The organism is Pseudonocardia adelaidensis (assembly GCF_039543345.1).
Classification (GTDB): domain Bacteria; phylum Actinomycetota; class Actinomycetes; order Mycobacteriales; family Pseudonocardiaceae; genus Pseudonocardia; species Pseudonocardia adelaidensis.
Map to the genome: position 1 here is coordinate 305782 of NZ_BAABJO010000005.1, position 17028 is coordinate 322809.

Annotated in this window: 16 protein-coding genes; 10 read left to right on the forward strand and 6 right to left on the reverse strand. The window is 76.8% G+C overall.

Translation table 11 applies throughout. From position 1 onward, the window contains the following. Nucleotides 1–4: 4 nt before the first annotated feature. Genes ABEA81_RS08870 through ABEA81_RS08885 form a run of 4 tightly spaced genes read right to left on the reverse strand, consistent with a single transcriptional unit; the run spans nt 5 to nt 2943 of the window. Nucleotides 5–586, reverse strand: coding sequence for a PfkB family carbohydrate kinase (locus ABEA81_RS08870; RefSeq protein ID WP_345604379.1), 582 nt, complete (start codon nt 584–586; stop codon nt 5–7). Next, a complete protein-coding gene (locus ABEA81_RS08875; protein WP_345604380.1) occupies nt 523–930 on the reverse strand; it encodes a 1-phosphofructokinase family hexose kinase in 408 nt (135 codons plus the stop codon). Before ABEA81_RS08875 ends, ABEA81_RS08870 begins: the two co-directional genes overlap by 64 nt. Nucleotides 931–970: 40 nt before the next feature. Then, entirely contained in the window at nt 971–1186 is a 216-nt protein-coding gene (locus ABEA81_RS08880) for a hypothetical protein (RefSeq protein ID WP_345604381.1), read from the reverse strand. A gap of 56 nt (nt 1187–1242) precedes the next feature. Next, the gene (locus ABEA81_RS08885) at nt 1243–2943 is read right to left on the reverse strand and encodes a formate--tetrahydrofolate ligase (RefSeq protein WP_345604382.1); all 1701 of its coding nucleotides are present in this window, start codon (nt 2941–2943) and stop codon (nt 1243–1245) included. 215 nt (nt 2944–3158) lie between these two features. Between ABEA81_RS08885 and ABEA81_RS08890 the strand changes: the two genes are divergently transcribed. The 7 genes from ABEA81_RS08890 to ABEA81_RS08920 are packed head-to-tail and all read left to right on the forward strand — an operon-like array spanning nt 3159 to nt 10574. Further along, nucleotides 3159–3722, forward strand: a complete 564-nt coding sequence (locus tag ABEA81_RS08890; protein ID WP_345604383.1) for a D-glycero-alpha-D-manno-heptose-1,7-bisphosphate 7-phosphatase — start codon at nt 3159–3161, stop codon at nt 3720–3722. Continuing rightward, nucleotides 3719–4876: a glycosyltransferase family 9 protein gene (locus ABEA81_RS08895; RefSeq protein WP_345604384.1), complete on the forward strand. Its 1158-nt coding sequence runs from the start codon at nt 3719–3721 to the stop codon at nt 4874–4876. Before ABEA81_RS08890 ends, ABEA81_RS08895 begins: the two co-directional genes overlap by 4 nt. Further along, nucleotides 4873–5616: an SDR family oxidoreductase gene (locus ABEA81_RS08900; RefSeq protein ID WP_345604385.1), complete on the forward strand. Its 744-nt coding sequence runs from the start codon at nt 4873–4875 to the stop codon at nt 5614–5616. The genes ABEA81_RS08895 and ABEA81_RS08900 overlap by 4 nt, the downstream gene beginning before the upstream one ends. Beyond that, complete coding sequence (locus ABEA81_RS08905) at nt 5607–6800, forward strand: glycosyltransferase family 9 protein (RefSeq protein ID WP_345604386.1); 1194 nt, start codon at nt 5607–5609, stop codon at nt 6798–6800. Before ABEA81_RS08900 ends, ABEA81_RS08905 begins: the two co-directional genes overlap by 10 nt. Next, a complete protein-coding gene (gene rfaE2 / locus ABEA81_RS08910; RefSeq protein ID WP_345604387.1) occupies nt 6773–8323 on the forward strand; it encodes a D-glycero-beta-D-manno-heptose 1-phosphate adenylyltransferase in 1551 nt (516 codons plus the stop codon). The genes ABEA81_RS08905 and rfaE2 overlap by 28 nt, the downstream gene beginning before the upstream one ends. After that, nucleotides 8320–9147, forward strand: coding sequence for a glycosyltransferase family 2 protein (locus ABEA81_RS08915; RefSeq protein WP_345604388.1), 828 nt, complete (start codon nt 8320–8322; stop codon nt 9145–9147). Before rfaE2 ends, ABEA81_RS08915 begins: the two co-directional genes overlap by 4 nt. Then, complete coding sequence (locus tag ABEA81_RS08920; RefSeq protein ID WP_345604389.1) at nt 9144–10574, forward strand: PfkB family carbohydrate kinase; 1431 nt, start codon at nt 9144–9146, stop codon at nt 10572–10574. The genes ABEA81_RS08915 and ABEA81_RS08920 overlap by 4 nt, the downstream gene beginning before the upstream one ends. Before the next feature lie 18 nt (nt 10575–10592). Here the strand turns inward: ABEA81_RS08920 and ABEA81_RS08925 are convergent, their stop codons facing one another. Further along, entirely contained in the window at nt 10593–11621 is a 1029-nt protein-coding gene (locus ABEA81_RS08925) for a glycosyltransferase family 9 protein (protein ID WP_345604390.1), read from the reverse strand. 42 nt (nt 11622–11663) lie between these two features. Between ABEA81_RS08925 and ABEA81_RS08930 the strand changes: the two genes are divergently transcribed. Both ABEA81_RS08930 and ABEA81_RS08935 read left to right on the forward strand, forming a co-directional pair. Further along, nucleotides 11664–12764, forward strand: coding sequence for a glycosyltransferase family 9 protein (locus tag ABEA81_RS08930; RefSeq protein ID WP_345604391.1), 1101 nt, complete (start codon nt 11664–11666; stop codon nt 12762–12764). A gap of 130 nt (nt 12765–12894) precedes the next feature. After that, nucleotides 12895–13494 (forward strand): UdgX family uracil-DNA binding protein, encoded by a 600-nt coding sequence (locus ABEA81_RS08935; RefSeq protein WP_425570484.1) that lies wholly within the window; start codon nt 12895–12897, stop codon nt 13492–13494. A gap of 139 nt (nt 13495–13633) precedes the next feature. Here ABEA81_RS08935 and ABEA81_RS08940 read toward each other — a convergent pair whose 3' ends face one another. Then, a complete protein-coding gene (locus tag ABEA81_RS08940; RefSeq protein ID WP_345604392.1) occupies nt 13634–16162 on the reverse strand; it encodes an ATP-dependent Clp protease ATP-binding subunit in 2529 nt (842 codons plus the stop codon). A gap of 105 nt (nt 16163–16267) precedes the next feature. On the opposite strand from ABEA81_RS08940, the gene ABEA81_RS08945 reads away from it, so the two are divergent. Then, entirely contained in the window at nt 16268–16963 is a 696-nt protein-coding gene (locus ABEA81_RS08945) for a methyltransferase domain-containing protein (RefSeq protein ID WP_345604393.1), read from the forward strand. The last annotated feature ends 65 nt before the right edge of the window (nt 16964–17028 follow it).

The window sequence follows — 17028 nt, forward strand, 5'->3', positions numbered from 1 at the left end:
CCGTTCAGCCCTTCCACTCGACCAGTTCGACCCGCTCGGCCAGTGCGTGGACCGCGTCCGCACCGCCGGTGCCGAGCCCCCGGCGGACGACGTTCAGCGCGCCGCAGGCCGCCCCGGTGCGCAGCGCCTCCCGGACCGGCAGGCCGCGCACCAGCGCGGCGACCACGCCGGCCGTCATGGAGTCGCCCGCGCCCCGCGGCTCCGCGGGCTGCAGCGGCGGCACGTGGATCTCCAGGACCTCGGAGCCGGTGTCGGCGGGGAGCGCGAGCGCGGGCTCCGCCGCCCGGGAGACGATCACGGTGCCCGAACCCCGGTCCCGCAACTGCTTCATGGCGGCCACCAGGTCGGCCGGGTCGGCGCTCTCCGCCCGCCCGTCGGCGATGAGCTCCTCGTGGCTCACCTTCAGCACCACCGGCTCCCCGGCGAGGACCGCGTCCAGCCGCTCCCCCGAGAGGTCGGCGGCCACCCGGCACCCGTTGGCGTCGAGGTCGGTGGCGAGCCGCCGGTACAGCGACACCGGGATCACCTCGTCGGAGTTCGGTCCGGCGAGGAGCGCCGTGCCGTGCCGCAGCCCCTCCCGGAGCACCAGCTCGTAGAGCTCGTCCTGCTCGTGGCGGTCCAGCGGCTCGCCGGGCGCCTCGGCGATCGGCTCCCGGTCCGCCGGTCGTGCACGTACCCGCCGTTGCGCGCCTGCACCCGCACCGCGCGCAACTGCACGCCCTCACCCGGCAGCAGGTGTGCGAGCACGTCGCCCGGCTCGCCCCCGAGCGCGGCGCACAGCACCACCGGCACGTCGAACGCCGAGATCATCCGCGCCTGCCACACCCCCTGCCCACCGGCGTGGACGTGGATGTCGGGCCGGCCCGCGCGCTCTTCGAGCGTGACGGTGAGCAGTGGCGAGGGGGCGAACACGACAACGGTGGGCGACATGTCCGGTTCGTACCCGGTGCCGGGCAGGCGTACGCCGCGCTCACTGCTCGGGGGCGGGCGTCTCGGCGGGACGGGGGGCGTCCGGCTCGTCGCCGGTGCCGGCCTCCTCCTCCGGCCCGGGCGGGAGGGTGCGGTGCGGCCGGTCCTCCTCGGTGTCCGGGCGGATGGCGTCGGGCTCGTCCCGGCGGCCGATCGAGGGCCGCGCGGACTCCACTGCGCTGCGTTCGGCGGGTTCGTCGGGTTCGGGCTCGGCCATGCCACCGGGGTACCCCGGCGCCCCGCGGGCACACCGGATTGGTGTGCGGCCTGCGCTCAGGAGAGGTTGACGATCTCGCCGTTCGCGTCCAGGTCGATGCGGTGCGCCGCCGGGTCGGCGCCCAGACCGGGCATCGTGCGCATGTCGCCGCAGATCGGGTAGATGAACCCGGCTCCGACGGAGGCCCGCACCTCCCGCACCGGCAGGCGCCATCCGGTGGGCGCGCCCTTCAGCGAGGCGTCCGAGGAGATCGACAGGTGGGTCTTCGCGATGCAGACGGGCAGGTTGCCGAACCCGTTGCGCTCGTAGGAGTCGATCTGGCGGGAGGCGACGAGGTCGTAGTCGACGCCGTCGGCGCCGTAGACGCGCCGTGCAACGGTCTCGATCTTCTCCCGGAGCGGGGCATCGTCGGGGTAGAGGAACCGGAAGTCCGACGGCTCCTCCGCGGCCTCGGCCACCGCCTGGGCGAGCTCGGCGGCGCCGCGCCCGCCGTCGGCGAAGTGGGTGCAGACGGCCGAACGGGCCCCGACCGACGCGGCGATCTCGGCGATGGCGGCGTGCTCGCTCGGGTGGTCGTCCGGGAAGGCGTTGATCGCCACGACCGGGGACACGCCGTGCAGCCGGATGTTCTCGATCTGCTTGCGCAGGTTTGCGGCACCGGCGTGCACGTCGTCGGGGTTCTCCGCGAGCAGCTCCGCGGGCAGCGGCTTGCCGGCCACGATCCGGAACCGCCCGGAGTGCGCCTTGAGCGCCCGCACGGTCGCGACGACGACGGCGGCGTCCGGACGCAGGCCCGACGCGCGGCACTTGATGTTGAAGAACCGCTCGGCGCCCATGTCGGCGCCGAACCCGGCCTCGGTGATCAGGAACTCGCCCGCGTGGATCCCGATCAGGTCGGCGACCACCGACGAGTTGCCGTGCGCGATGTTGCCGAACGGGCCGGCGTGCACCAGCACGGGGGTGTTCTCGAGCGTCTGGAGGAGGTTGGGGCGCAGCGCGTCGCGCATGATCACGGCCATCGCGCCCGCGCCGCCGATGTCCTCGGCCGTGACGGGCTTGCCGTCACCGGTGTAGGCCACCACGATCCGGCCGAGTCGCTCGCGCAGCTCCGGCACCGAGCGGGCCAGCGCGAAGATCGCCATCACCTCCGAGGCCGCCGTGATGTCGAACCCGGTCTGGCGGGGGACGCCGTCCGTCTTCGAGCCGAGACCGACGATCACGTTCCGCAGCACGCGGTCGTTGACGTCCAGCACCCGCCGCCAGGTGATGTTGTGCTGGTCGATGCCCAGCGCGTTGCCCTGGAACATGTGGTTGTCGAGGAGGGCGGACAGCATGTTGTGTGCCTCGGTGACGGCGTGGAAGTCGCCGGTGAGGTGCAGGTTGAGCGTCTCCATCGGCACCACCTGCGAGTAGCCGCCACCCGCTGCGCCGCCCTTGATGCCGAACGTCGGGCCCATCGAGGGCTGCCGGATCGCGACGGTGGCGCGCCTGCCGATGTGCCGCATCGCCTGGCCGAGGCCCACCGTGGTGGTGGTCTTGCCCTCGCCCAGCGGGGTCGGCGTGATGGCCGAGACCACCACGTACTTGGCCTTCGGCCGGTCGGCCAGCGCGTCGATCGCGGCGAGCTCGATCTTCGCGACCTCGCGGCCGTACGGCGTGACCAGGTGCGGCCCGATCCCCATCCCCGCGGCGATGTCCTCCAGCGGCTGCAGCGTGGCGCTCTTCGCGATCGCCAGGTCGGACGGGAATGCCCCCATCGCGCCCCCTCTCCCTCAATGGCCCCGGATCCGGGGGCCGGCCGACACCCCGCGCGCCCCACGGTAACCGTGGAGTGGGCTCGATCACAGGACGATGATCCCCTGGCGGCGGTCCTCCTGGCCAGAGGGGAACTACGTGGAGTAGTAGCTGTTACGGGCAGTAGTAGTGCGGGGCGCGGCGGTTTACCGGCAGCAGGGTCGGACAGTCCTCCGACGTGATCGTCACCTGTGCGACCACCCACGACGTGCCCGGGGCCGTCCTGTTCGACCGGGACGGCACCCTCGTCGTCGACGTGCCCTACAACGGGGACCCGGGCCGGGTCCGGCCTGCGGTGGGCGCCGCGGCGGCCCTCCGGCTGCTGCGCGCCGCGGGGATACCCCTGGGCGTCGTCACCAACCAGTCCGGCATCGCCCGCGGGCTCATCACCGCCGAGCAGGCGGACGCGGTGAACCGGAGGGTCGACGCGCTGCTCGGGCCGTTCGACGTCTGGCGGCTCTGCCCGCACGGACCGGAGGACGGCTGCGCCTGCCGCAAGCCCCGGCCCGGCATGGTGCTGGCGGCCGCGCGGGAGCTCGGCGTCGCGCCGGAGCGGGTGGTCGTGATCGGCGACATCGGCGCCGACGTCGAGGCCGCCGCCGCGGCCGGGGCGGGCTCGGTCCTCGTGCCGACCCCGGTGACCCGGCCCGAGGAGGTCGCCGCCGCGCCCGTCGTGCGGCCCGACCTCGTGGCCGCCGCGCGGCACCTCCTCGGTGGGCGCGTGCCGGAGGTGGCCCGATGACCCGCCGGGTGCTGGTGGTCCGCCTCGACGCGGTGGGTGACGTGCTGCTCGCCGGCCCCGCCGTGCGCGCCGTCGCCGCCGACGCGGAGGTGTCCGTGCTGTGCGGGCCCGCAGGTGCCCCGGCCGCCCGGCTCCTGCCCGGCGTGCGCCGGGTGCTGGAGTGGGCGAGCCCGTGGATCGTGGACCCGGCACCGCCGGTGACCCGCCCGGACCTGGACGGGATCGTCGCGACCCTCGCCGGCCACGCGTTCGACGCGGCCGTCGTGCTCACGTCGTTCCACCAGTCGCCGCTGCCGACCGCGCTGCTCTTGCGGCTGGCCGGGGTCGGCCGGATCACCGGGGCGTCGGCCGACTACCCGGGCGCGCTGCTCGACGTCCGGTTGCGCCCCGGTGACGGCCCGGGTGACGACCTGCCCGAGGACATCCCGGAGCCCGACCGCGCCCTCGCGATCGCCGCCGCGGCCGGGTTCCGGCTCCCGGCGGGCGACGACGGGCGGCTCGCGGTACGCCGCCCGCCCGGCGTCCGGGCCCTGCTGGGACCGCTGCACCGCCGCCCCTACGTCGTGCTCCACCCCGGGGCCACCGTGTCCGCCCGCCGCTGGCCCGTCGAGCTGCACCGCCGCGCCGCGCGACTGCTCACCGACGCCGGGACGCCCGTCGTCGTCACGGGCGGACCGGGGGAGCGGGACCTCACCGCCGCGGTGGCCGCCGGCCACCGCCATGGCCGCTGCCTCGACCTGGGCGGGCGCACCGACCTCGCCCAGCTCGCCGGCGTGCTCGCCAGCGCGTCGGCCCTGGTGGCCGGCAACACCGGCGCGGCCCACCTCGCCGCCGCGGTCGGGACCCCGGTCGTCTCGCTGTTCGCCCCCGTCGTGCCGCCCGTCCGGTGGCGGCCCTACCGGGTCCCGCACGTGCTGCTCGGCGACCAGGACGCCCCCTGTCGCGGCTCCCGCGCCCGGGTGTGCCCGGTGCCGGGCCACCCGTGCCTGTCCCGCGTGGCACCCGAGGAGGTCGTGGCCGCGCTGAACCGGCTGGTGCCGGCGGCGCTACCCACCCCGCCCGGGCCCACCCCGCCCGGGCCCGCCCCGGCCGCGCCCCGCGTCCCCGTCCCGGCCGGGAGATCGGCCGGGGACTCGAAGGAAGGATCCCCGTGACCAGCACCCTCCCCGCTCCCGCCACCGCCGCCCGGGCCCCGCGCCCCGTCGGCACCGTTCTCGTCACCGGCGCCGCCTCCGGCCTCGGCCGCGCGGTCGCCCGCGCCGTCGCCGCGGCGGGGGGCAGGCCGCTGCTGCTCGACCGGGTGCCGGTCGAGCCGGGCCCGGAGCTCGGTGCCGCCCCGTCCACCACCGTCGACCTCTCCGACGGGCGCGGCAGCGAGGCCGCGATCCGCGAGCTCCTCGCCACCGCGGGCGGCCTCGACGCCGTCGTCACCGCGGCGGGCACGGACCGCTGCGGCGCCCTCGCCGACGTCCCCGCCGAGGAGTGGGAGCGCGTGGTCGGGGTGAACCTGCTCGGCACCGCAGCCGTGATCCGGGCGGCGCTCCCGGCGCTGAGAGCGAACCGCGGCCGCGTCGTCACCGTCGCCTCCACCCTCGGCATCCGCGCCCTCCCGGACGCATCGGCCTACTGCGCGTCGAAGTTCGGCGTGGTCGGGATGACCCGGGCCCTCGCGGCCGAGCTGGCCGGTGAGGTCGGCGTCACGCTGCTCGTGCCGGGCGGCATGGACACGGCGTTCTTCGACGGCCGCCCCGAGCAGTACAAGCCCGGGCCGGACGCGCAGCTGAACGACCCCGCCGAGGTGGCCGACGCCGTGCTCTACGCGCTCACCCGCCCGGACGGCTGCGAGGTGCGCGAGCTGGTGGTGTGCGCCTCCACGGAGCCCTCATGGCCGTGACCGACGTGGGCATGGGCCCGGCGCCCGGCAGGCACCCCGGTGCCGACCGCGGCGGGCCGGTGGACGTGGCCGCGGCGCGGCGCATCCTCGTGGTGCGCGCCGACAACATCGGCGACGTCGTCACGACCACGCCGGCCCTGCGTGCGCTGCGCGCGGCCGCGCCGGACGCGCGGATCGAGCTGCTCGCGTCCCCGGTCGGTGCCGCGGTCGCGCCGATGATCCCCGAGCTGGACGGCGTGGTGGCGGTCTCCGCGTCCTGGCAGCAGCTGCCCGGCGCCGCGAACGACCCCGCCGCGGACGCCGCCGCGGAGCGGGAGCTGCTGGAGCGGCTCACCGCAGGCCGCTACGACCTGCTGCTCGTGCTCACCTCGTTCTCCCAGTCGCCGTGGCCGGTGGCCCACCTGGGCCTGCTCGCCGGGATCGGCACGCGCGTCGTGCACTCGCGGGAGTTCGGCGGCGCGGTGGCCACGCACTGGGTGACCCCGCCGCCGGACACCACGCACCAGGTCGACCGCGCGCTGCACCTGCTCGCCGCGATCGGCGTGCCCCATCGCGGGCGGGAGACCTCCCTCCGGGTGCCCGCCGACGCGGCCCGGGCGGCGGCCGAGCTGGCGGCCGAGCTGACGTCCGCGGGACGGTTCGCGCTGCTCGCACCCGGTGCGTCGTGCGCGGCGCGACGCTACCCCGCCGAGCGGTTCGGCGCGGCGGCGGCGCAGCTCGCGCGGGCCGGGCTGCCGGTGCTGGTGGCGGGCTCCGCCGCGGAGGCGCCGCTCGTGGAACGCGTCGACTTCACCGGCGCCCACCCGGGCGTCACGCCCGTGCCGCCGGTGCCGCTGCCCGTCTTCACCGCCCTGCTCGCCACGGCTGCCGTGGCGGTCACCAACAACTCCGGCGGCATGCACATCGCCGACGCGGTGCGCACCCCGGTGGCCGTCACCTACGCCGGCACCGAGCGCCCCACCGACCTGCGGCCGCGCAGCACGCCGGCCGCGCTGCTGGGCCGGGACGTCCCGTGCGCCCCGTGCCGGCAGCTGCAGTGCCCGTTCCACCACGAGTGCCTCGACGTGCCCGCGGGTGATGTCGCCGCGGCAGCGCTCGGCCTCGTGTCCCCAGACCCGTCCCCCGAGCCCCGCTCGGGCCACCGAGAGGAGGATCGATGGCGACGCGTTCCGTCGACCACGTGAGCGCCCCCCTGATCGACCTGACCGCCGCGGCCCCGGCCCCGGCCGCGCTCGCCGGTCGCATCACCGAACGCGCCCCGCGCGTCGTCGTCGTGGGCGACGCGCTGCTCGACGGCTGGCTCTCCGGCCCGGCGCGCCGGCTCGGCCGCGACGGCCCGGTGCCGGTCGTCGAGCTCGCCGAGACGCGCATCGCCGCGGGCGGGGCCGGGAACGCCGCGGTCAACCTCGCGGCGCTCGGCGCCCGCGTCGACCTCGTGGCCGTGCTCGGCGACGACGCCGACGCGGCGCCCCTGCGCGGCCTCCTGCACGAGGCCGGGGTGCGCACGGCGCACTGCGTCACCGAGGAGGGGCGCGCCACCGCCGTGAAGCGCCGGCTGGTGTCGGGCGGCCAGCCGCTCGCGCGCTACGACGCCGGACCGGAGCACCCGCCCCGGCCGGCGACCGCGGGCGCGCTGGTGGCGGCGCTGGAGGCGGTCCTCGACCAGGACGGCGCCGACCCGGTCGACGCCGTGCTCGTGGCCGACTACGGCCTCGGGGCCGTCGGCACCGAGGTGCGCGATGCGGTGCGGCGGCTGCGGCCGCGGATCCCGCTGCTCGTGGTGGACACCCGGGCCGGCGACGGCTGGGCGGCGCTGCACCCCGACCTCGTGACGCCGAACGCGGCGGAGGCCGCCACCCTGATCGGCGGCGAGGAGCCGGTCGGAGCCGGGCGCAGGCTCGCGTGGGTGCTGAACCGCCGCGCCGACCTGGTGGCGGCCGCCGGGGGCGGCGACGTCGTCGTCACGCTCGACGTGGACGGCGCCGTCCGGCTGCCGGCCGACCCGACGGCACCGGCGCAGCGCACGACCGCCCGCCCCGGCCCGGAGTCCCGGGCGTGCGGCGCGGGCGACACCTTCACCGCGGCCCTGACGGCCGCGCTCGCCGCCGGCACCGGCGCCGAGGAGGCACTGGTCCTCGCCCAGTGCGCGGCCGACGTGGTGGTGGGGCAGGACGGCACCGCGGTCTGCTCGGCCGGTGCCCTGACCGCGCGGCTGGCGGCCCGCGACCGCGGTGGCCTGCTCGAGCACAGGGACCTGCTCGCGATCCTCGCCGAGCACCGGCGCCGGGGCAGCCGGATCGTGTTCACCAACGGCTGCTTCGACGTGCTGCACCGCGGCCACGTCGCGTACCTGCGGCAGGCCCGCGCGCTCGGCGACGTGCTGGTCGTCGCGCTCAACGACGACGAGAGCGTGTCGCGGCTCAAGGGCCCGGACCGGCCGGTGAACCCACTGGAGGACCGGGCCGGCGTGGTGGGCGCGATCGAGTGCGTCGACCTGGTGACCTCGTTCTCCGAGGACACGCCCGCCGGGCTGATCGAGGCCGTGCGCCCGGACGTCTACACGAAGGGCGGCGACTACACCCCCCAGATGCTGCCCGAGACCCCGATCGTCGAGCGCCTCGGCGGCGAGGTGCGGGTGCTCGACTACCTGTCCGACCACTCCACGACCGCGATCGTCGGCCGGATCAAGGCGGGTGGCAGGCGATGAGCGCGCGTGCGGCGAAGCCCGAGCTGGACGTGCTGGTGCCCACCTGCGACCGGCCCGTCGAGCTGGCGACCACGCTGGCCGGGCTGGCGGCGCAGGAGCACCCGTTCGGCCTGGCGGTGAGCGACCAGTCGCACGGGCGGCCGTCCTACGACACGGCGCCCGCGCAGACGATGCTGCGCGCCCTGCGCGCGTCCGGGCACCCGGTCCGGACGGTCCGGCACCTGCCCCGGCGCGGCCTGGCCGAGCACCGGGCGTCCCTGCTGGCCCGCTCCGGCGCCCGGTACGTGCTGTTCCTCGACGACGACGTGTGGCTCGAGCCGGGTGCCGTCGGGCGGCTGCACGAGGCGGTCGTGGCGCTGGGGTGCGGCCTCGTCGGCGCGGCGGTGCAGGGCCTGTCCTACCTCGACGACCACCGGCCCGCCGAGCTCGTGCCGTTCGAGCGGTGGACCGGCAGGCCGGAGCCGGAACGGATCGAGCCGGGCACGGCCGCGTGGGAGCGCTGGACGCTGCACAACGCGGCCAACCCCGTGCACCTCGCGCGCGAGCACCTGCGGCCGGGGGAGCGCTGGCTCGCCTACAAGATCGCGTGGATCGGCGGGTGCGTGCTCTACGACCGGCGGGTCCTCGAGTCGGTGGGCGGGTTCGGTTTCTGGCGCGACCTGCCCGAGGCCCACTGCGGCGAGGACGTGCTCGCCCAGCAGCGGGTGATGGCCGTGGCCGGGGGCGCCGGGATCCTGCCGTCGGGCGCCTACCACCTGGAGTCGCCCACCACCGTGCCGGACCGGACCCTGCAGGCCCGCGACGTCGTCGGGAGCGCGTCGTGAGGCCCGGGCGAGCCGGGCGGCGGAACCGGCGGGTCGTGGTGGTCGGGGACACCCTGCTCGACATCGACGTGGAGGGCAGCGTCGACCGGCTGTGCCCGGACGCCCCGGCCCCGGTTCTCGCCGTCGAGGGGGAGCAGGCCCGGCCCGGCGGCGCCGGCCTCGCGGCCGCGCTGGTGGCCGGTCGCGGCATCCCGGTGCGCCTGGTCACGGCCCTGGAGGACGACGAGCCGGGACGGCGGCTGCGCGGGCTGCTCGACGGCGCTGTCGACGTGGTGGCGGGGCCGTCCGCGGGCGGCACCGCCGTCAAGTGCCGGCTGCGCTCCGGCGGGCGGTCCATGCTGCGCACGGACCGCGGGCGGGGCGAGCCGGGGCCCGGCTTCGCCGCGGACCTCGAGCTGGAGGCCGCGCTCGCCGCCGCGGGCGCGTGGCTGGTGGCCGACTACGGCCGCGGCGTCGCGGCCGACCCGGACGTGCGGGCGGCGCTCGCGCGGCCGCTCGCCCGGCACGTGCCCGTCGTGTGGGACCCGCACCCGCGCGGGCCGGAGCCGGTGCCCGGAGCCACCGTCGTGACGCCGAACCTCGCCGAGGCGCGCGGCGCGGCGGGTGGTGAACCGGTCGCGGGATCGGGCGCCCCGGCGGCGCTGGAGCTGGCCGCCCGGCTGCTCGGGCGGTGGGACGCGCGCGCCGTCACCATCACGATGGGCAGTGGTGGGGCGGTCGTGCGCCACCGGCACGGCGCCTGCTCCGCCGCGCCGGCCCCCGCGGTCGACGAGGCCGACCCGTGCGGCGCGGGCGCCCACTTCGCGGGCGGCGTCGCCGCCGCGCTCGCCGCCGGGGCGACCATCGACGAGGCGGTCACCGAGGCCGTGCTGGGCGCTGCCGGGTTCGTCGCGCGCGGGGGCGGCGCCGCCGTGCGGCGGGCGGGCGACCGCTGGCTGCAGCCCGTCGACGCGGACGTGCCGCGCCCGGCCGCGCCCAGCGGGCTGGACGCCGCGGCCCGGCTGGCGCGGCGGGTTCGCGAGCGCGGCGGCACGGTGGTGGCGGCAGGCGGCTCGTTCGACGAGCTCCACACCGGCCACACCGCCACCCTCGAGGCCGCGCGCGCCCTCGGCGACTGCCTGCTGGTGCTCGTCAACTCCGACGAGTCCGTGCGCCGCCGGACGGGTGGCTCGGGCCCCGGGGTGCCGCTCGCGGAACGCATCGCCGCGCTGGCCGCGCTGGACTGCGTGGACGCCGTCGCCGTGTTCGACGCCGACGACCCGCGCCGGGCCCTGGGCGCCCTGCGCCCGGACCTGTGGGTGAAGGGCGGCGACCACGATCCCGCCGAGCTGCCGGAGACCCCGCTGGTCCGCTCGTGGGGCGGCGAGGTCGTCGCGGTGCCGTACCGGCCGGCCCGGACGGTGGTGGCGGCGACCACCCGGTCGTGACGCACCGCCGCCGGGTGGTCAGTGGTGCACGGCGGTGCGGGAGACGGCGTCGACGGGCGCTGCGACGGGCGCGGTGACGGGCGGGCTGACGGGCGCCTTCCCGCGCAGCCGGGCGGCCGCGCGCAGGACGTCACCGACGCCGACCGCGAGCAGGGCCGGGTCCGGGTCGTCGGCGAACGGGTCGCCGCGCCGCACGCTCGCGTCGCCGAGCGTGATGTGCGGGCCGTCCGCGGGAGGTCCCCACTGCGCCGGGTCGACCGGGCCGAACAGGGTCACCGACGGGGTGCCGAAGGCCGCGGCCAGGTGGGCCACGCCGGTGTCGCCGCTCACGACGAGCGCGGCGCCGGCCACGAGCGCGCTGAGCTGTTCCAGGTCCGTCCGCCCGGCGAGCACGCGGGACGCGCCGAGGCCCGCGGCACCGGCGACCGCGTGGGCCAGCTCCTGCTCGTCCGCGCCGCCGGTGACCACGACCGGGGTGAGCGGGCAGTTCAGCGAGGCGGCGACCTCGGCGAAGCGGCGCACCGGCCACCGCTTGGCGCCGTAGCGGGCCCCCGGGTGCACGATCACGGGCGCGCAGACCCGCCGGCTCGACACCCCGGCCGGGGCGGCCAGCCGCAGATCCTGCGGATCGGCCGGGACGCCGTGCCAGTCGAGCATCGCGCACCAGCGCTCGCGCTCGTGCGCGTGGCGCGCGGCGACCTCGTCGAAACGCGGGCCCGGCCAGCCGGGGGCCGCGAACCCGATGCGCCGGCGCGGCTCGAGCGCGTCCAGGGCCCGGTGGCTCTGCGGCCCGCGGCCGTGGAGGTTGACCGCGACGTCCGGGGCGCCCCGCGGCCACTGCAGTGCCTCGGGGGCGGCGGTGGGCAGCAGCTCGTCGACCGCGTCGACCAGTGCCACGAGCGGCGCGAGCGCGGCGGTGGTGGCGAGCACGATCCGGTGTCCGGGCAGCGCCCTGCGCAGCGCGCGCAGCGCGGGCACCGCAACGAGCAGGTCCCCGAGGTGCAGTGCCCGCAGCACCAGCGCGGTCGGCCGGGGAATGTGCTCCACCTGCCGTGCGTACCCCCGGCCGGGACGGGTAAATCCGCGCCCGTGTCGGATGAGCTCCCCCGCATCGCCGTACTCCGCTGCAACGCGCTCGGCGACTACCTGATGGCCACCCCCGCTCTCGCCGCACTGCGTGCGCGGTTCCCGGGCGCCGAGATCACGCTGCTCGGCGCGCGCTGGCACGACCGCTTCCTCACGGGCAGGCCGGGCCCCGTGGACCGGGTGCTGGTGGTGCCGCAGATCCCCGGGCTCGCGGCGCAGCCCGCCGGCGCGCCCACCGCGGACGCCCTGCCGGCCTTCCTCGAGGCGGCCCGCGCGGAGCGCTACGACCTCGCCGTGCAGCTGCACGGCGGCGGCGCCGCCGCCAACCCGCTCGTCGCGGCGCTCGGTGCCCGCCGCACGATCGGCCTGCGGGCTCCCGGCGCCCCCGCCCTGGACGCGGATGTGCCCTACCGCTACTACCAGCCGGAGGCCGACCGGTTCCTCGAGGTGGTGCGGCTCGCCGGCGCCGACGGCCCGGCCGAGTACCCCCGGCTCGCGGTCCTCGGCGCCGAGCGGGACGCGGCCGGGGCGCTGCTGCCGGGCGACGGTCCGTGGGTGGTGCTGCACCCGGGCGCGACGGACCCGCGCCGGCGCTGGCCCGCCGGCCGGTTCGCCGCGGTTGCGGACGCACTGGCCGCCGCGGGCGCCCGGCCGGTGCTCGTGGGCGCGGCGGGGGAGGCGGAGGTCGGCGCCGCGGTGCTGGCCGCCGCCGCGCGCCCGATCACCGACCTGACCGGACGCACCGACCTCGGCACCCTCGCCGCGGTGCTGGCGCGCGCCGCGGTCGTGGTCGCGAACGACTCGGGCCCGCTGCACCTCGCCCGGGCCGTCGGGACCGCGACCGTCGGCCTCTACTGGTGCGGCAACGCGATCAACGCCGCACCAGCGGGCCGCAGCCGGCACCGCCCGCTGCTGAGCTGGACGGTGCACTGCCCGGTCTGCGGCGTCGACTGCAGCACCGCGGGATACCCGCACCGCCCGGGCGACGGGTGCGAGCACCGCCCGTCGTTCCTCGACCAGATCCCGGTCGCCGAGGTGGTCGAGGAGGTGTCGGACCTGCTCGGGCGGGTCGGGGCCGGCGCACCGGCCCCCGCGCTCCGCTGATCGGACATCCCCCCGCGCTGACACACGAACTTCGGTGCTCGCACACCAACTGCAGTTCGTGTGTGAGCGCAACGGTTGGTGTGTGACCGGTCGAGGTTGGAGTCGGCGGACGACCGGGTAGCTCCCCTGGGTGACGACCGTGTCCGACCTCCCCGACCTGGACGAGCTGCGCCGCGAGGCCGCCGGCTGCACCCGGTGCGAGCTCTACGAGCCGGCCACGCAGACCGTGTTCGGGGAAGGCCCGCCCAGCGCATGGCTGATGATGGTCGGGGAGCAGCCGGGCGACCGCGAGGACGTCGAGGGCGCGCCGTTCGTGGGCCCGGCGGGCCGGGTGCTCGACAAGGCCCTGGAGCGGGCGGGCATCGACCGCTCGGAGGTCTACGTCACCAACGCGGTCAAGCACTTCCGCTTCGAGCGGCAGGGCAAGCGGCGCATCCACAAGACGCCGGGCGTCACCCACATCCGCGCCTGCCGGCACTGGCTGGACGGCGAGCTGGCCGCGGTGCGGCCCGCGGCGCTCGCGACGTTGGGCGCGGTCGCCGGGAAGGCCCTGATGGGGTCCGGGTTCGCGATCACGAAGGAGCGCGGGAAGGTGCTGGAGTGGGAGGGCCACCGGCTCGTGCCCACCGTGCACCCCAGCTCGATCCTGCGGGGGCCACCAGAGGCCCGCGACGAGGCACTCGACGCACTGGTGGCGGACCTGCGGGTGGCGGCGGGCCTGCGGCCGTGAGGTGCCCGGTCCGGGACGGCGCGTGCGATCGGCGCGAGGAGCACATCGGGGTCGCAGGCGAGACCGCCGGGTACCGCTCGCGGGGGTCCGGGGGGCAGGCGGCCGGGCCCCGGTTCGGGCGGTCCCCGGGAGGGCCCGCTCAGCCGACCGCCGCCGTCTCCATGTCCAGCCGGCCGTCCACGTCGTCCACGTGCACGTGGCTGCCCGCCGGGAGCTCGCCGGCGAGCAGCAGGCCGGAGAGAGGGTTGTCGACCTCTCGCTGGATCGTGCGGCGGAGCGGGCGGGCGCCGAACTCGGGTTGGTAGCCGAGCTCGGCGATCCGGCGTACGGCGGCGGGGGTGAACTCGACGGTGACGTCCTGCGCGGCGAGGCGCTTGCGGGTGTCCTCGAGCAGCAGGTCGGTGATGGTGGCGAGCTGGTCGGGGTCGAGCCTGCGGAAGACGATGATCTCGTCGATGCGGTTGAGGAACTCCGGCCGGAACACGTCCCGCAGCCGCGGCATGATCTTGTCCCGGAGCTCGGCGGAGTCGGCGTCGGTGCCGACGTCGCGGCTGCTGCCGAAGCCGAGCGTGGTGCCGCGGTTGGTGATCAGCTCCGATCCGACGTTGCTGGTCATGATCACGACCGTGTTGCGGAAGTCGACCGTGCGCCCCTGCCCGTCGGTGAGCCTGCCGTCGTCGAGCACCTGCAGCAGCACGTTGAACACGTCGGGGTGGGCCTTCTCGATCTCGTCGAGCAGCAGCACCGAGTACGGGCGCCGCCGCACGGCCTCGGTGAGCTGGCCGGCCTCGCCGTACCCGACGTAGCCGGGCGGGGCGCCGACCATCCGCGCGACCGTGTGCCGCTCGCCGTACTCGCTCATGTCCAGGCGCACCATGCGGTCCTCGTCGCCGAAGAGCGCCACGGCGAGGGCGCGGGCGAGTTCGGTCTTGCCGACGCCGGTGGGGCCGAGGAACAGGAAGCTGCCGACCGGGCGGTTCTCGTCGCCGAGCCCCGCGCGGGAGCGACGGATCGCCTCGGCGACGGCGGACACGGCCTCGTCCTGCCCGACGACCCGCGCGTGCAGCTCCTCCTCGAGGCGCAGCAGCCGATCGCGCTCGGCCTCGGTGAGCTGTGCGACGGGGATCCCGGTGGAGCGCGAGACGACGTCCGCGATGTCGGCGACGCCGACCTCGGGCACCCCGCCCTCGGCCGGCCCGGTCGCGGCGAGCCTCTCGCGCAGCTGCGAGATCTCGTCGCGCAGCTCGGACGCGCGCTCGTACTGCTCGTCGGCGACGGCCTGGTCCTTGTCGCGCTCGAGCTGCTCGAGGTGTTGCTCGATCCCCCGCCGGTCGGTCGAGGGCGTGCGGGTGCGGAGCCGGACGCGCGCCCCCGCCTGGTCCATCAGGTCGATCGCCTTGTCGGGCAGGAACCGGTCGGTGAGGTAGCGGTCGGACAGCTCCACGGCGGCCCGCAGCGCGTCCTCGGTGTAGCGCACCTGGTGGTGGGCCTCGTAGCGGTCGCGCAGCCCGTGCAGGATCTCGACCGCGTCCTCGCAGCTGGGCTCGGGCACCATCACGGGCTGGAACCGGCGGGCGAGCGCGGCGTCGGACTCGATGTGCTTGCGGTACTCGTCCAGCGTGGTCGCGCCGATGACGTGCAGCTCGCCGCGGGCCAGCGCGGGCTTGAGCATGTTGCCCGCGTCCATGGACCCGCCGCCCTCGCCGCCGCCCCCGCCGCCCGCGCCGACCATCGTGTGCAGCTCGTCGATGAAGACGATCAGCTGGTCACCGTTGGAGCGGATCTCGTCGATGAGGGTGCGCAGCCGCTCCTCGAAGTCACCGCGGTAGCGCGTGCCGGCCACCACGCCGGACAGCTGCAGCTCGACCACGCGGCGCCCCGCGAGCGTGTCGGGCACGTCGCCGTCGACGATCCGCTGCGCGATCCCCTCGACGATCGCGGTCTTGCCGACGCCGGCCTCACCGATGAGCACGGGGTTGTTCTTGGTGCGCCGGGAGAGCACCTCGATGGTCTGCTCGATCTCGTCGGCCCGGCCGACGACCGGGTCGAGGCGGCCCTCGCGGGCAGCGGCGGTGAGGTCCTGCGCGAACTGGTCGAGCGTCGGCGTGGCGGCCGGGCCGCCCCCTCCGCCCGGCCGCGTCCCGCGGGTGCCGGGCCCGGCACCCCGGGCGCCGGGCTGCTCGCGGGGGGCGAAGCTGGCCTCGGCCAGCAGCCTGCCCGCGGCCGACTCCTCGTTCGCGGCGATGGCGAGCAGCACGTGCTCGGGGCCGATGTAGGTGGATCCGAGCGAACGCGACACCTGGTGGCCGTCCAGCAGGGCGCGCTTCGCCGCCGGCGTGAGCGCGGGCGCGCGGCCCGTCGGCTCGGCCCGCGTGAGCCGTTCGTCGAGCATCCGGGCGATCCGGTCCGGGTCGGCGCCCGCCCGGTCGAGCCACTGGCGGGTGGGTTCGAGCTGGGTGGCCGCGAGCAGCAGGTGCTGGGCGTCGAGGTCGGTGTCGCCGCGGTCGATCGCGAGCTGGGCGGCCGTCGCGACGAGCTCCCGCGCACCGGCGCTCATCAGCCGGGTCAGGTCGATCCGGCGCACCGGCCCGCGGGCGCCGGGCCCGAAGAAGCGGGCGAGGAACTCGTCGAACGAGCCGGGGTCGCCCGACCCGAGGAAGCCGGTCATGGCACGCATCTCCTCCGAGAGGTTCAGATCGGGTCACCGGGGGCGTTCCCGGGCTGCGGTAGGCGAAACGGTTGCCCGGTGGTGGCGCCGGGTAGCGGTTGAGGCATGGGAGGCGAGGCGAGGCAGCAGCGGTACGACGACTACCTGGCGAGCGTGGTGGGGGAGCTCCTCGCCCACGACGCTCGGGTGCGCGGGATCGACGTCACCGCCGAGGTCGACGGCGGGGTGGTGCACCTGCGCGGGCGCGTCGACCGGGCGGACCAGCTGGACACGGTCCGGCGCCTGGTCGGGCGGCTGGCCGGGGTGCACGCCGTGTGGGACCGGGTGCGCGTCGCCGGCCGGGACCCCGTCGTGCTCGACATCGGGTGCGGCGACCAGCGCCAGTACCCGACCAACATCGGCGTGGACCGCAGGCGCACGCCGTCGGTCGCGGCGGTGGCCGACGTGGCGCGCCCGCTCCCGTTCCGCGACGCCAGCGTCGACCGGGTCTTCGCGGTGCACGTGCTGGAGCACCTGATCGACTTCCTGCCGCTGGTGGCCGAGTGCCACCGGGTGCTGCGCCCGGGTGGCGTGCTGCACGTGCTCTCGCCGTGGTGGAGGCACGTCAACGCGGTCGCCGACCCCACCCACGTCCGCCTGCTCGACACGCAGACCGTGAAGGGCATCTGCTCCGGCCCGGACCGCCCCTCCTGGTACCCGCTGCACGTCGGCCGGGACGAGTCCACCGTGTTCGCCGACCTGACCCCGCTGCCCCCGGGCGAGGATCCCGACGAGCGCCAGCTGGCCCGGTTCTTCGACTAGGAGCTCCCGCCGGCGCCCCGGCGGAGCGAACGCCACCCTCGCACGCGCGGTGCGAGCGAACGAAC